The sequence below is a fragment of the Streptomyces sp. NPDC101178 genome (assembly GCF_044767965.1).
Classification (GTDB): domain Bacteria; phylum Actinomycetota; class Actinomycetes; order Streptomycetales; family Streptomycetaceae; genus Streptomyces.
In genome coordinates, this window is sequence record NZ_JBIWOZ010000003.1 from 138848 (window position 1) to 153268 (window position 14421).

Here is a 14421-nt window from a genome sequence, read left to right on the forward strand (position 1 = left end):
GGCCCTCACGGGACAAGGTCAGAACAACCCACCCTGCACGCCACCACCCGTGATGTCGATGAGAGGCACACGCACTTCACCTTCGCCCTCGCCCACGGGCTGAAAGGCCTCCAGCTCCCACCCGGTGATCAACCGCGTATCGAGCACGACCACACCACCTCCGCCGCCCACCGCGAGATGCAGATCGGGCCCGGCGGCAGCCACGAGCCGCCCCGCGACCACGCCCCCGTCGACCAGCTCACCCACCGACCGCGTGGCGGCGTCCGAACGATCCAGCCCGAAGATCCCCGCGTGATCGACGACTTCGACCGGAACCGGCTCCAACGACTCGGGCCAGCCGCGCCCGTGAAGCGCCACGGCCCGCCCGTACAGCTCCACCACCTCGTCGAACCGCTCCTGCCGGCCCGGCAGTCGGCCTCGTACGGTCCGCTTCCGCGCGTACGGGATCCGGTCCGGCACCCCGAGGGCGGCCCGCAGCACCTCCTCGGTCCGCCGGGCGGCCATCAGGGGCCCACGCCCCAGCCACGTGTACGCCACGGCCCCCTGCTCCCGCAGCCGCGCACCGCCCCGCTCCTCCCGGGTGATCCCGACCTTGACCAGACCGGGCCCGAACCAGGCGAGATAGACGCGGTACGTACGCGGGTCGTCCACCATCGTGTCGGCGGCCACCGAGTGGGCCCGGTCCAGCCGCGCACACTCCGGGCACCGGCCCCCGGTGGAGCGCCCGGCCACCACGGCACCCAGAGGACACACGTTCCCCCGGGCCCCCACACAGTGCCGCTCACCCACGGCCCGGAACCCGAGCCGCCCCCCGTACGCCAGCAGGCTCACCCGCCGCTCGGCGCCCCTGCTCCACCCCAGCTGCGGCCCGTGGCCCGGCCACGCGACCCCGGCACACCGCCACCCGAAGGCCACCCGAACTCCGCTCTCTCCGTCCCGCCGGGGCCTCACACCCCGAACGCGAAGGCTAACGGGCCCCGGGAGCGAGCCCTCCCGGCCCACCGACCGGACCGGCAGGCGGGCCACCGACCGGACCACCGGCCGCACCGCCACCCACGCCCTCGATCCGCTGCCGCATCCCGGCCATCCGGCGGACGAAGCGCCGGTTGAACCAGACCATCCACCCGAGGAACGCGGCACCGAACGCGAGCCCCCACAGGCCGGCCGCCACGTTCCCGGCGGCGAACCAGAGCACCGGAGTCCCGAAGAAGATCAGCCCGAGCAACGGAAAGGCCCACCACCGGTTGCGCCGCAGCTTCTCCTCCCGGCGCCGGATCAGCCGGACCATGGCAGCCTGCTCGGCCGGGTCCTCGGGCAGCTCGCCGTTCCTCGCGATCCGCCGCTCCAGCTCCGGCACCCGCGCGGCGTCGGTCCCGACCGCCCGGGCGTCACGACGCCGGCGCCGCATCATGTACCACGTCATGAACCCGGCGTAGACGAACCCGCCGACCAGAATCCCGGGCCACCCCGACCACCCGTCGAAGGCCAGCCGGATGCCGACCCACACCACCAGCACCAGCAGCGCCACCGCCCACCACCGGTCCTGCCACCGCTGCACCTGGCCGTGCCGTTGCGAACCCATGGGTAACCTCCGCGCCCGGGCGCGCCCACGACGCCCCGTGCACATCCGGCTACCCCGTAACGTTCCACCGACGCACGAGCGCCCTCAGGGGAGGGGGACGTACGGCTCACAGGCGGTCCCGTCGCCGTCGCGGTCCAGGTGGTCCCCGTACCCGGGATCGCCCGACTTCAGGGGCGCGACTCCGGCGTCCCGGGCAGCGTCGCAGTTCTCGTAGTACACGCCCCCGGTCTCCTCGCCCGGCGGTGCGGTTCCGTCCTCCGGCTCGGTCACTTCCCGTACACCGGCATCGGTGATCACGCCCGACCGGACGGTATAGGTGCCCTCGAAGACCTTCACGCTGCCGTCGGTCTGGAGCGCCTCCAGCTCCACCCGGACCGAGTCGCCCTCCACACCGAGGATCCGGACGGTCTCCCGCTCCGTCCCGGCGAGACCGTCGACGAAGGCTCGGTACCCGCCGCCGAGGTTCTTGCCGCCCAGCTCCCAAGCCTCGCGGTAGTCACGGGAGTTGATGGCGTCGAAGTAGGCGGCCACGGTCGCCTCCGCGCTCAGGGTGCTCGTCGTGGACGGCGCCGGAGGAGGCGCGCTCCTCTCCGGCGAGGGCGCGGTCTTCTCCGGAGAGGCGGTGACGGTACTGGTCACCGTGGCGGTCACCTCGGCCGGAGCCGAGGAGGCGGGAGAGGTGGAGGCGGGTGCGGCCACCGAGGTCGAGACGGGCGTGGCACCCCCGTCGGTGCCGCCCCCGGCACACGCCCCGGCACCGACGATCCCGACGACTCCCACGACCACAGCGCATCCCGCGCTCCGCACACCCGACCGAAGAAGCCCGCTCACACCCGTCACCTCGCCGAGAAGCCCCGAGAGGAGTGTTCTCCTTCCAGCTTCCTCCCGACCGGAGGCGCCCGCCCCTCGATCTTGGCCGGACAGCCTGGCACGCGGCCGTGGGCGTCCCGCCCGGCTACGGGAGGTTCTCCTTCTCCACGTAATAGGCGTAGGCGTACCCACCGTCCGCGGAGTACGCCACCGGTGTGGCGATGAAGCCGAGGGACGCATCAGGCGCGGGCACGTCCACCCGCGTCTGGAAGAGCGAGCCGTCGCACGTCTGCGTCCCGGCGGCCGACGGAACGTCCGTGCCCCCGACCTCGTTCCGCAGCTTCACCTCGCCGCCGCCGGTGCAGGTGAAGACGAAGGTCACGTTCACCACGCCGTCGGGGGCGGCCGGGAGGACGTCGCCGAACTCCGGCCGCAGCACGCCGCTCCCACTCGCGAAGGGCTCCCGCTCGACGAGAAGCCCCTCCAGGACGGCCTTGGCCTCGTCGACAGCGGCCGGCGCGCCGGGGCCGGAGTCCGTCCCGGCGCTCGCGCCAGGCGTCACGCCGGCCGACTCACCGTTCCGGGACGAGGACGAGGACGGCGGCGCACCGGCCTCTCCGCCCCCGCTGCAGGCTCCCGCGCCCAACAACGTAACGACGGAAAGGAACAGCGGAGCTGCCCAACGGCCCGTCCTGGCATAGCGGTTCATCACTTCAGTCGCCCCCCGACCGACATGGAGCCGTACCGTCCTCGCGTGAGACGAGGGCGCCGGCGCCTTGGCCCCCGACGGTACAGGGGGTCGGCGGCGACCCGAAGGCTTCGCGCACCGGCGGGCTTCACACACCGGCGAGCGTAGGATCCGGCCCATGGCTCTGACGCGGACCCACATGGACCGGTTCGAGGCCTCCATGCCCCGCCTGGAGGCCATCGCCTACCGGCTGCTCGGCTCGGCGAGCGATGCCGAGGACGCCGTGCAGGACACGTTCCTGAGGTGGCAGGCCGCCGACATCGACCGCATCGAGGTCCCCGAGGCCTGGCTGACCAAGGTGCTCACCAACCTCTGCCTCAACCAGCTCACCTCGGCCCGCGCCCGCCGCGAGTCGTACGTCGGCCAGTGGCTGCCCGAACCGCTGCTCGCCGGAGACCCGATGCTCGGCCCGGCCGAAACCGCCGAGCAGCGCGAGTCGGTCTCGTACGCCGTGCTCGCCCTCATGGAGCGCCTCTCGCCCAACGAGCGGGTGGTGTACGTGCTGCGGGAGGCGTTCGACTACCCGCACCGCAGGATCGCGGAGATCCTGGACATCAACGAGGCCGCCTGCCAGCAGATCTTCCACCGCGCCAAGAAGCACGTCGCGCAGGGCAAGGCCCGTACGGAGATCGACGAGGCCGCCGCCCGGCGGATCGTCGAGGAGTTCCTCACCGCGGCCACCAGCGGGCGGACCGAGCCGCTGGTCCGGCTCCTCACGTCGGACGTCATCGCGATCGGCGACGGCGGCGGGAAGGTTCCGGCGCGCACCACGCCGTTCCAGGGCGCACTCGCGGTCGCGAAGTTCATGCGGGGCCTGTTCAAGCCCAGCAAGGCCAAGCGCGATCTGGTCGGCGGCTCTCCCGAGGTTCACCTCACATCCGCCAACGGCGCCCCGGCCGTCGTGGTCGTCCTCGACGGCCGGGTCATCGGCGTGCTGTGCCTGGAGATCACCTCGGAGGGCATCGCCGCGTTCCGCAGCCAGGCCAACCCCGACAAGCTCGAACGCGCGACGAGGCAGTGGTCGGCCACCGGCCACGGCGACCCCCTGTTCAACGTCTTCTGACCACCACGTGACGCAGGTCACCTCGCCCACCTGTCAGGAAACGACGGGCTGCCCGGTTCAAGGGGCGAACCCGCGCGAGACAGGAGACAGGTCATGCAGGACGGACAGCACAGATCCCACGGGCAGCACCGCGTCATCGTCGTAGGAGCCGGATACGCCGGAGCCATCGCCGCCGGCCGCCTCGCCAGGCGGCTGCGGAGCGAGGACGTCGCCATCACCCTCGTCAACGCCGAGCCGGACTTCGTCGAGCGGGTGAGGATGCACCAGCTGGCGGTCGGCCAGGAGCTGAGGCCTCGCCCGTTCAGCGAGATGTTCGCGGGTACGGGGGTCCGGCTGCGGCTCGCCAGGGTGACGGCCGTGGACGCGGACCGCAGGACGATCACCGTCACGGACGAGCAGGCCACCGAGGAACTCACCTACGACACCCTCGTGTACGCCCTCGGCAGCACCTGGAACACCCACGGCGTCCCCGGCACCGCCGAACACGCCCACGACATCGCCGGCCGTCCCGGCGCCCTCCGGCTGCGCGAACGCCTGGCCGCCCTGGCCGCAGGGGAGCCCGTGGTCGTCGTCGGCGGCGGCCTCACCGGCCTGGAGGCGGCAACCGAGATCGCCGAGATGCGCCCCGACCTCGACGTCGCCCTCGCCGCCCGGGGCGCACTGGGCGACTGGCTCTCCCCGAAGGGCCGCCGCCACCTGCGCGAGGTCTGCGACAAGCTCGGCATCACGGTCCACGAACACACGACGGCCACCGCCGTATCGGCGGACCACGTCACCACCACTGCGGGCGACATCCCGGCATCGGTCACGATCTGGACGACAGGCTTCGCGGTCCACCCGATCGCGCAGGCAACCGCGCTGCAGACCGACGCCATGGGCCGAATCGAGGTGGACGCCACCATGCGCTCGCTCTCCCACCCGGACGTCTACGCGATCGGCGACGCGGCCCTGGTGATGGGCCCGGGCGACAAGCCGCTGCGCATGGCCTGCGCCACAGGCGGCCCGACCGCCTGGCAGGCCGCCGACGCCATCGCGGCCCGCCTGACCGGCACGAAGTCCCCCACCATCCCACTGCGCTACTTCAACCAGTGCATCTCGCTCGGCCGCAAGGAAGGCCTGATCCAGTACGTCACCGCCGACGACCAGTCCCGCTCCGCCGCCCTGACCGGCCGCCTGGCCGCGCTCTACAAGGAACTGGTCTGCAAGGGCGCGGCCTGGGCCGTCGCCAACCCCACCCTCGGCCTGCCGACCCGCCGCCGCGGCGTCATACAGCGCCCAGCCCCCGTGCCGCACCCCACCACCGCGAACGCCGGATGACGCGAGAGGCCCCCAGGATTTCTCCTGGGGGCCTCTCATCTGCTGTGCACTCGGCAGGATTCGAACCTGCAACCTTCTGATCCGTAGCTCTATGTGGATCGGTCAGCGACGGCTATTCCGGTCGAGGCGTAGTCCCTAAGGCACTCGAACGGACAGGGACGGTCGATGTGGTTGCGGTACTTCTCTGCTGTACAGCAGGATCCCGGCAGGAGGAGCCTTGGAACGAGATCCGTTGATGCAACTGCTGGCCGATGGCGACGAGGTATCCCTGGCTGCCTTGGCTGCCCTCCGCGGTGGCGCTACCTACGTTGTCTGGGACGGGGTTTCGCCGGCCGAGTCGTACGCCAACGTCTATGCACGTCGGCTTCGGCACACGCGACGGAAGGGCGTCGAGACCGTGGGCCTGGAACACGCGGTGCAACGCCTCGGTGAGCATGAGCGACCAGTACGCCTTGGACAGGTCACCGCCGCCGATAGATCATGGGTGTTCATGCTCTTCCTCACGGGAGACGGCGGATCGCTGGTCGCCTGCACTGGCGTTCGTAAGGCGGTCGAGGCGGGGTAGCAGCTCAGAGATAAATTCGACGTCCTCCGTCCTTTTCTCTGTCAGACTTTCCTCATGGCTTCCACGAAGATCGTTTATCTCGACCAAAACAAGTGGATCGACCTGCTCAGAGCAGAGAAGAGCGGCGAGGATTCACCGTCTCTGGCGGCAGGTGCTGCGCTTCGGCAGGCCGTGGCGGCGGGGCGTGCAGTGGTACCGCTCTCTGCTGGCCATTATCTTGAAACATGGCATCGGTCGAATTGGGAGTCGCGACACGCTTTGGCGCGACTCATGCGAGATATATCGCAATTCTCCACTCTGGCTCCGATTCAAAGTGTGCAGCGATGGGAAATGGATCTCGCGCTCGTTGACTACCTTGGTTTTGCGGCAAACCAGATGGTGTCCGAAACGATCAGGGATCGAATTCTGGGCCGTGGTGTTGATCACGCTTTCGCGTCGCCTACCGGGCGTCTACGTCTCGTTGAAAGCGTGGCTGCCCGTGGGGTCCCCGAGAGGGAAGAGCTGGAGCCTTCCTCGGAGTTCATGGACCTACTGGAAAGAGTGCGAAGCCTTCCTAACGATGCCTACGAGTGGTGGTCGCTAGCGGGGAACGAGAACGACTCAATGATTCATGATGACTGGGAAACGCGAGGTCAGCATAGAATCGGCGACTCATATGCAGAGCAAGAGCGAGCCCTCTCGGCCCATCTAGTGGAGAATCCGGAAAAGAAGGGTAAGCTCGATTATTTTATTGCCACCCAGGACCTGATAGGGCTTTCTGAGGACATCCATGAAGCTGCGAAATCGGTCGGCATTACGGATTTGGATGTTTTGGGGCGGCTGGTTGAGATGGGTGGTCCAGAGGCGGGGAAAGGGTTCTTGCATAGTATGCCGTCCGTTGCTGTCAGGTATGACGCTCGCCGCCTGAAACATCGCAACGCTCAGTGGCCGTGGCAACAGCACGACCACATTGATTTGGCTTCACTTTCCGTGGCGCTTCCCTATGCTGACATTGTCGTGACTGAACGGCAGTGGGCTCATCTATTCAAGGTTGCCAAGCTCGATCGGCGATTTGAGACTCGCGTGATCAGTCGACTTGGGGATTTGCCGCAGTATCTGACGGACTGCTAGTGGGGGGCCAGGAGGGAGTGGGGGTATCGCCTCGCTCAACCACACCTCTCCCTAGCTCCCATCCCGTCCGCCGTCGACCCACACGTCTGTGGAGCGGGCGTGGTTCATGGCGTCCAGGTGGAGCGCGCCACTGTACGAACGACCTGGACGCCATGGGCCGCGTCTGCTCGGCTCTGCCTGGGTCGACGGTGGACGGGATGGGAGCCCACCACGCTCGCCACGATGTGCCCGCGGCCGGGAGCGGCGCCCCCTCCCACCCGGTGCCGGCCGATCCCCCGCCGGAGGCATCGTCTGTGACCGTGCGCCGTGAACGTGTCGGGTGCTCGACTCATGACCTCCGGGCCTATCCACAGTGGGCGGGCGTCGGCGCAGCGGGGCGGAGCGGGCCGAAGGCAGGAGCGGCAGCCCCAGCGGAGCCGGGAAGCCCGCCCGGCGGAGCGGAGCGCAGCCGGGTGCTTGACTCGATCGTGAAGCCGAACCTGGCCCCGCTGTCCTACGTCTCGTACGAAGGCTGCGTACGGCTCTACATCGCGCCCTACCTCGGGGCGAAGCGGCTGGACCGGCTGACCGTCCGCGATGTGCGGGAGTGGTTGACCAAGCTGGCGACCGTCTGCCAGTGCTGCGCCCAGGAGAAGGATGCGAAGCGAGCAACGGCCCGGCGGAAGTGCTGCGCGGTCGGGGACTGCTGCGAGGCGTACCCCTCCCGCCGCGTCATCCAGGCTGCCCGCGATGCCCTGCGAGCCGCTCTGACCCATGCCGTCACCGAGGAGGAGATCAGCAAGAACGTCGCCTCCCTGGTGAAGGTGCCCAAGCCGCGTCGCCGCCGGATCAAGCCGTGGTCCGTCGCGGAGGCCGGGCAGTTCCTCGCTGATGCCGCCGCTCGGGATGACCACCTGTTCGCCGCGTGGATGCTGGTGCTCTGCCTCGGGCTCCGCCGGGGTGAGGTCCTGGGCCTGACATGGACGTCCGTCGACTTCGAACGCGGCGAGCTGTACGTGGACCACCAGATCCAGCGCGCTGGTCGGCAGATCCTGCACCGGGAGACCAAGACCGAGGACTCCGACGACTTCTTGCCCCTGCCCGCGCTCTGTCTGAAGGCGCTCCGGATGCGTCGCGCTCAGCAGTCCGGCGACCGGAAAGCTATCGGGGACGCGTGGCAGGACGATCGTGGCCTGATCTTCACGACGAAGTACGGGACGCCAATCGAGCCGGGGAACCTCACTCGGATGTTCGCCCTACGGGCTCGGCGCGCGGGCCTGCGAGTGATCCCGTTGCGGAACACTCGGCACACGTGCAGCTCGCTCTTGGTCGCCCTGAAGGTGCACCCGAAGGTCGCTCAGCGCATCCTGCGGCACTCGCAGATCGCCATGACGATGGAGGTCTACGCGGAGGCGAGCGAGGAGGAAGTGCGCTCGGCACTCGATCAGCTGTCCGGCGCGATGGACGGTAGCGGCTGACCTGGTTGCTGTACTTCGCTGCTGTACAGCCCAACGTAAGAGGCCCCCGGATCATCTCCGGGGGCCTCTTACCTGTGTGCACTCGGCAGGATTCGAACCTGCAACCTTCTGATCCGTAGTCAGATGCTCTATCCGTTAAGCTACGAGTGCTTGGCGTTCCGGGCTTTTCTGCCTGGTCGGCGTTGCGGGAACAACATTACATGACCTGCGCCGTGACGCGAAATCCATTGTCCGCACCACCTATGAGCTGCGGAAACACCCTTCTGGGGCCGATCTCGGCCACCCCCTTGACCACGGCTGACCACGGCCGCACACGGGATCCGGTCAGGAACGGCCGAAGCCCCGTGCCAGGGGCACGGGGCTTCGGGGTGGAGCGGAGGCGGAGGGATTTGAACCCTCGATGGGCTTTAAGACCCAAACCGCATTAGCAGTGCGGCGCCATAGACCGGACTAGGCGACGCCTCCTCCACACACCTCGCGCGGACGCGAGTGGTGCGTGCAGATGATGACACAGTCGAACGTCGTGCCACCAATCGCCGCTCACGTTACTAGCCATGCGGGGGCCAGGGCAAAGCACTTCGGCGTGGTGGCGCAACGTCCGGGCCGCAGAGGCGTTAGAGAGGCGTGGAGGTTTCGGCCTCCGTCGGTCGGGGGCGGCCGGGAGCGGTCGGCCCGCCGTGAACCACCCCACCGCCCGCCTCGTCATCCGCCGCGTCCCCGGTCGTCCGTGACCGTGGTGCGGAGATACAGGAGCCCGCATGTTGCGCCGTCTCGCTCTCACCGCCGTCGTCACGCTCGCCGCGCTGTCCGTCGCCGCGCCCGCCGCGACCGCTTCGGCGACCGCCACCGGTCCGGTGCCGTCCGCCGTGCCCACCGCCGGCCCCCTCTCCTCGGCCTTCCCCGCGCTCGGGCCGCTGCCCGTGCCGCTTCCGCCGCTGCCCTCGTTCCTGGACGGCGGCAGCGGTGTGGGCCAGGAGAAGCCCGCCGCGCGGACCCGGCTCACCGTAACCGTGGAGCGTTCCGGGGTCGCCGGCGCCGACGGGACGTTCGAGCTGACCTGCGGGCCCACCGGAGGCACCCACCCTGAGCGGCAGGGCGCCTGCGACCGGCTCGCGGAGGTCGGGGCGACGCGGACGGGGCCGGAGCTGTTCCGGGCGGCGCCCGAAGGCACCATGTGCACCATGATCTACGGCGGCGACGCCTCCGCCCGCATCGTCGGGACCTGGGAGGGCCGGCCCGTGGACACCACCGTGACCCGGGGCGACGGCTGCGAGATCGCGCGCTGGAACAACCTGGTTCCGGTGCTCCCCGATCTTCGCTAAGGCTTCGGCAGGGCCCGTTCCGCCAGGCGTCCGCGCACGTCACACGGTGCGCGGACGCTCACGTGACGGGCCACCGGCGTACACGCCGTGCACAGAACCTTGGTGAGAGCTCCCCCTCATCCGCCGCCCCTGGGCCCTCGCCTGGCCTTAGACTCCTCCAGTGACAGTCTGCGGCCCGAGGGGCAAGATGGGGCCCGCTGTCGGCAAGGTGCGGTAATCAGGGAGGAAGCGTCGTCGTGAGCAGCAGGCCATCCCGAGGCACTGCTCGCCTCGCAGCCATACTCGATGCCCTTCCGGACGGGCTTCTACTCGTCAATGCCAACGGCACGGTCGTCAACGCCAACGCCATCGCCCTCGAAATGTTCGAGACCCCGGGCACCGCGCTCGTCGGTCGCGGACTGCTGGATCTGCTGCCGGAGTTCGACTCCAAGCTGATCCCGGGATCGATGCGCCGGCCCGAGGCTGCGGACGAGCAGGGCAGGACCAAGCCGGCGCGCATGATCGCGCGCCGCACCGACCGGCACGAGTACCCGGTCGAGGTCACCAGCGCCGGCCTGGACAGCGGCCAGGCCGCGTACAACGACATCCACTCCAGCTACACCGGCGACGAGCTGCTCATGATCGTCGTACGGGATCTCTCCGGCACCGTCGACACCGAGGCCGAGCTGGCCCGTTCGCAGCGCCAGACCGAGATGATCCTGCGTGCCGCCTCCGAGGGCGTCGTCGGCACCGACACGGACGGGCGCGTCGTCCTCGTCAACCCCGCCGCCGCCCAGATCCTCGGCTTCCGGGCCAGCGACCTCGGCGGCCAGGAGCTGCACCCGCTGATCCTGCACTCGCGGGCGGAGGGCGAGCCGTTCCCGTACGAGGAATCGCCGCTCGCCGACACGCTCAAGTCCGGGCGCAAGCACCGCGTGCGCGGCCAGGTGCTCTGGTCCAAGAGCGGCGCCCAGGTGCCCGTGGACCTGACGACCGCACCCGTGCGGGACGGTGACCAGCTCGTCGGCGCGGTGATGACCTTCACCGATCGCAGGCCGTACGAAGAGCTCTCCGCCCAGCACAAGAACGTCGTCGCCGAGCTGACCACCAGCCACTCCGACGAGGTCACCGCGCTGAAGGAAGCGCACGCGGCCGAGCTGGCGGCGCTCAAGGAGGCGCACGCCGCCGAGCTGGCCGACCGGACCGAGCGGTACGCCGCCGAGATCGAGGGTCAGGCCGAGCTCCTCGCCTCCCTCGGCGCCCAGCACTCGCAGCTGACGGCCGTGCTCGGCGGTTCGCTGCGCGGACCGCTGGAGGAGCTGCGCGGTGAGCTGTCCACGCTCGCCGCCGACCCGGCCGGGCAGCTGTGGCCCGAGGCCAACCAGATCCTGCACCACCTCGCCGCCGGGTACGCCCGGATGACCACGCTCGTCGACAACGTGCTCGGCTACCAGCGCCTCGACGCGGGCGTGGACGGGCTGCACAAGGGTCCCGCGATGGTCGACGGGATCGTGACGGGCGGGATCGACGGAGCGGTCGAGCTGATCGGGCCCGGGCGCGCGCAGTTCGCCGTGCACGCCCCGCCGATCGAGGCCGAGGTCGACGCCCGTCAGCTCGCGACCGCCCTCGCCCACCTCGTCGCGGACGTCTGCGGCGTCGACTCCACCGGCAAGGCCCGGGCCGTCCCCGGCGGCGGATACGTCGACTCCACCGTGGTCGTGGCCGCCGCCCAGCGCGGTGACGTCGTACGGATCGAGGTGCGCGGGCCGTTCTCCGGCGGCGACCCGGTGCACCAGCCCATCGTGCGCGGCATCGTCCAGGCGCACGGCGGTGTGCTCCAGACGCACGAGATGCCGGGCATGAGCGGCAGTGCGTACGTTCTCGACATCCCGATCGGCGCCGGCTCGGGCACCATCGTGCCGCCCGAGGTGCCGGTGGATCCCGCACTCGATCCCGAGCCCTCCCCGGCCGCCCCTGCCGAGGGTCTCGGGGCGCCGGGCGTCACCAGTGGCGGGCGCCGGCGTGCGCGCCGGTCGTCGACCGACGCGTTCCTGGACAGTCCCGGTGGCGCGCCCGAGGCCGAGGTCGCGGACGGCCCGGCGGACGGCCCTGTCGCCGAGCCGACCGGGCGGCGCCGGGCGCGCCGTGGGGCCGCGGCGGCCGAGGAGACGGCTCCCGAGCTCACCCCGGCCCAGCAGGGCGAGGGATCGGGGCGCCGGCGCGGACGGCCCAGTCCGGCGGAGAGCGCGGCGGCCGGCAACGGTACGGCGGAGAGCGGCCCGGCCCAGCTCGAACCGCCTCAGCCGCGTGATCAGCAGGCACCGCCTCAGCCGCGTGATCAGCAGCCCCAGCGGCAGGCTCTCGCGCTGACCTCCGCCGCGTCCTCCGCGCCCTCCGAGGGGTCCGTCGTCACCGCGGCCGAAGGCGCCCAGGGCGCCGGACGGCCCCAGCGTGGCCAGACCGTGCCGCCGCAGGGCGTACCGGCCGACCCGCAGCAGCCGGTACCGCCCGCCGGGCGGCGGGCCCGGCGCGAAGGCGAACACCGCCCCGCGCTCCCCGCCCTCGCGGCAGGAAGCGGCGGTACGGACCCGGAGCAGGCCCCGAGCGGCCAGAACGGGCGCCAGCAGCCTCAGGAGGAGGCCCTCGCGCTCAGCCAGGCCCCGGCGCAGCAGCCCGGTGGGCGAAGGGCCCGCCGCGCGCTGGCCGCCGCCCAGGAGCGCACGGCCGCCGACGCCGGTCCGCGTACCGCCTTCGCCCTGCCGCCCGCCGACGCCGACCGGACCCCGGCCGCGTCGGCGCAGGCGCCCGGCCCCGCTCCCGTAGAGGCGCCCGGACCCGCCCCCGTACCGGCACCGGACGGACCCGCCCCCGGCCCCACCCCCGCATCCCCTCCCGGCGACGAGAGCCACCACGGGCGCACCGCACCCGAGGCCGGTCACACGCCTCCGCAGGCCCACCCCGTGGCGCCTCCCGCCGACCGGTCCGGCGCCCCGGAGCGGGACGCGCCGCTCCCCGCACCCGACGAGCAGCCCTGGACCGCCGCCCCGAACGCCGCCTCCCGGCCCGCACCGGACGACCGGTCCTGGGGCGGCAACGGGCAGACCGCCCACGCCACCGGCACCGGGGCCGTTCCGGCGGCGCACCCGGCCGACTCCGGCGCACCCCCCGCCACACCGGACGCACGGCGGCAGCCGCTGCCGGCCGAGGAGCCGATGGCGGGCGTCAACCCGGACTCCACGCAGGGGCGGGCGTTCAGCGTGCGGACGCTGGGCCAGGGGGTGCCGTTCGCGCAGCACCTCACCCACCAGCAGAACCAGCCCGGCCAGCCCGGCCAGCCTGCCCAGTCCGCTCCGGCGAACCAGCAGCAGAGCCTCGGTGGTGCCGGCCGGCGGCGCAAGCTCGCCGCCCCGCCGGAGGGTGAGCGCCCGACAGCCCAGCCGCTCGCCACCGGAACGGAGCCGGCCGCTGCTCCGACCGCTCCGGCTCAGCAGCCCCAGCCGGCTCAGGGCCAGCCCCCGTCTCCGGAGACTCAAGGGCCTTCCGCCACCCACCCCGGCTCCGGTCAGCTGCTGGCGCCTCCGGTGGCCGAGGGGCGTGCGTACGCCATAGGGGCGCCCGACGAGGGTGCCGAGGGTCCGGAGCCGCTGGACGGGCCCGGCGGTGCGGTCGAGGTCGCCAACCGGCCGCAGCCCCGCCCGCTCGACGACGAGCTGCCGCCCGAACCGCTGGACAACCCGCGCCGGCTGCTCGTCTGGCCCGCTCCCGACGTGCCGACCCAGCAGGCGCTCAGCGATCGCGGCTACCGTCCGGTGATCGTCAACTCCCGTGAGGAGGTCGACGCCCAGATCGCCGCGTTCCCGGCCGCGCTCTTCGTCGACCCGCTGACCGGGCCCATCACCCGTACGGCGTTGCAGTCGCTGCGCCAGGCCGCCGTCGCCGCGGAGGTTCCGGTACTGGTCACGGCCGGTCTGGGGCAGGCGACCCGGGAGGCCGCGTACGGGGCCGACCCGGCCGTCCTCCTCAAGGCGCTGGCGCCTCGCGACAGCGAGCAGCACCCGCCGCGCGTCCTCCTGATCGAGGAGCACGAGGAGATCGCGGCGGCGCTGGCGCAGACCCTGGAGCGGCGCGCGATGCAGGTCGCCCGCGCGGCGACCGACAGCGAGGCCGTCGATCTGGCGGGCCGGATGCGGCCGAACCTGGTGGTCATGGACCTCATGCAGGTACGCCGCCGACGCGCCGGGATCATCGACTGGCTGCGCGCCAACGGCCAGCTCAACCGCACACCGCTGGTCGTCTACACCTCGGCCGGGATGGACCCCTCGGAGCTGCCGCGGCTGGCTTCCGGGGAAACCGTTCTCTTCCTGGCGGAGCGGTCCACCAGCGACGAGGTGCAGTCCCGGATCGTCGACCTGCTGGCGAAGATAGGCACCAACTGACGGCGCGCAGAGGCGGGGGCGGTACGGGAACT

General features: G+C 71.3%; 11 protein-coding genes and 2 tRNA genes. 7 read left to right on the plus strand and 6 right to left on the minus strand.

The genetic code is table 11. The annotated features are described in order from the left end of the window. Window positions 1–18 precede the first annotated feature (18 nt). From ACIRR8_RS09125 to ACIRR8_RS09140, 4 genes are all read right to left on the minus strand, one after another. Complete coding sequence (locus ACIRR8_RS09125; RefSeq protein ID WP_404061025.1) at window positions 19–915, minus strand: DUF2797 domain-containing protein; 897 nt, start codon at window positions 913–915, stop codon at window positions 19–21. A gap of 52 nt (window positions 916–967) precedes the next feature. Further along, window positions 968–1582, minus strand: coding sequence for a hypothetical protein (locus ACIRR8_RS09130; protein ID WP_404061027.1), 615 nt, complete (start codon window positions 1580–1582; stop codon window positions 968–970). Window positions 1583–1666: 84 nt separating this feature from the next. After that, the gene (locus ACIRR8_RS09135; RefSeq protein WP_404061030.1) at window positions 1667–2362 is read right to left on the minus strand and encodes an excalibur calcium-binding domain-containing protein; all 696 of its coding nucleotides are present in this window, start codon (window positions 2360–2362) and stop codon (window positions 1667–1669) included. Window positions 2363–2537: 175 nt separating this feature from the next. Beyond that, window positions 2538–2954 (minus strand): hypothetical protein, encoded by a 417-nt coding sequence (locus ACIRR8_RS09140; protein WP_404061032.1) that lies wholly within the window; start codon window positions 2952–2954, stop codon window positions 2538–2540. Between the two features lie 304 nt (window positions 2955–3258). On the opposite strand from ACIRR8_RS09140, the gene ACIRR8_RS09145 reads away from it, so the two are divergent. The 5 genes from ACIRR8_RS09145 (at window position 3259) to ACIRR8_RS09165 (ending at window position 8652) form a co-directional block, all read left to right on the plus strand. After that, complete coding sequence (locus ACIRR8_RS09145; RefSeq protein ID WP_404061035.1) at window positions 3259–4203, plus strand: RNA polymerase sigma-70 factor; 945 nt, start codon at window positions 3259–3261, stop codon at window positions 4201–4203. 93 nt (window positions 4204–4296) lie between these two features. Continuing rightward, window positions 4297–5520, plus strand: coding sequence for an NAD(P)/FAD-dependent oxidoreductase (locus ACIRR8_RS09150; protein WP_404061038.1), 1224 nt, complete (start codon window positions 4297–4299; stop codon window positions 5518–5520). Between the two features lie 217 nt (window positions 5521–5737). Next, on the plus strand, window positions 5738–6085 hold the full coding sequence (locus tag ACIRR8_RS09155; RefSeq protein ID WP_404061041.1) for a hypothetical protein: 348 nt from the start codon (window positions 5738–5740) through the stop codon (window positions 6083–6085). A 54-nt stretch (window positions 6086–6139) separates the two neighbouring features. Further along, a complete protein-coding gene (locus ACIRR8_RS09160; RefSeq protein WP_404061043.1) occupies window positions 6140–7195 on the plus strand; it encodes a hypothetical protein in 1056 nt (351 codons plus the stop codon). Window positions 7196–7647: 452 nt separating this feature from the next. Further along, entirely contained in the window at window positions 7648–8652 is a 1005-nt protein-coding gene (locus ACIRR8_RS09165; protein WP_404061046.1) for a tyrosine-type recombinase/integrase, read from the plus strand. A 77-nt stretch (window positions 8653–8729) separates the two neighbouring features. On the opposite strand, the gene ACIRR8_RS09170 is transcribed toward ACIRR8_RS09165, so the two are convergent. Both ACIRR8_RS09170 and ACIRR8_RS09175 read right to left on the minus strand, forming a co-directional pair. After that, a tRNA-Arg gene (locus ACIRR8_RS09170) sits at window positions 8730–8802 on the minus strand. A 224-nt stretch (window positions 8803–9026) separates the two neighbouring features. Next, a tRNA-Ser gene (locus ACIRR8_RS09175) sits at window positions 9027–9117 on the minus strand. Window positions 9118–9410: 293 nt separating this feature from the next. On the opposite strand from ACIRR8_RS09175, the gene ACIRR8_RS09180 reads away from it, so the two are divergent. After that, window positions 9411–9974 (plus strand): SSI family serine proteinase inhibitor, encoded by a 564-nt coding sequence (locus ACIRR8_RS09180; RefSeq protein ID WP_404061049.1) that lies wholly within the window; start codon window positions 9411–9413, stop codon window positions 9972–9974. Between the two features lie 236 nt (window positions 9975–10210). Beyond that, a complete protein-coding gene (locus tag ACIRR8_RS09185) occupies window positions 10211–14389 on the plus strand; it encodes a PAS domain-containing protein (protein WP_404061052.1) in 4179 nt (1392 codons plus the stop codon). Window positions 14390–14421: the final 32 nt, after the last annotated feature.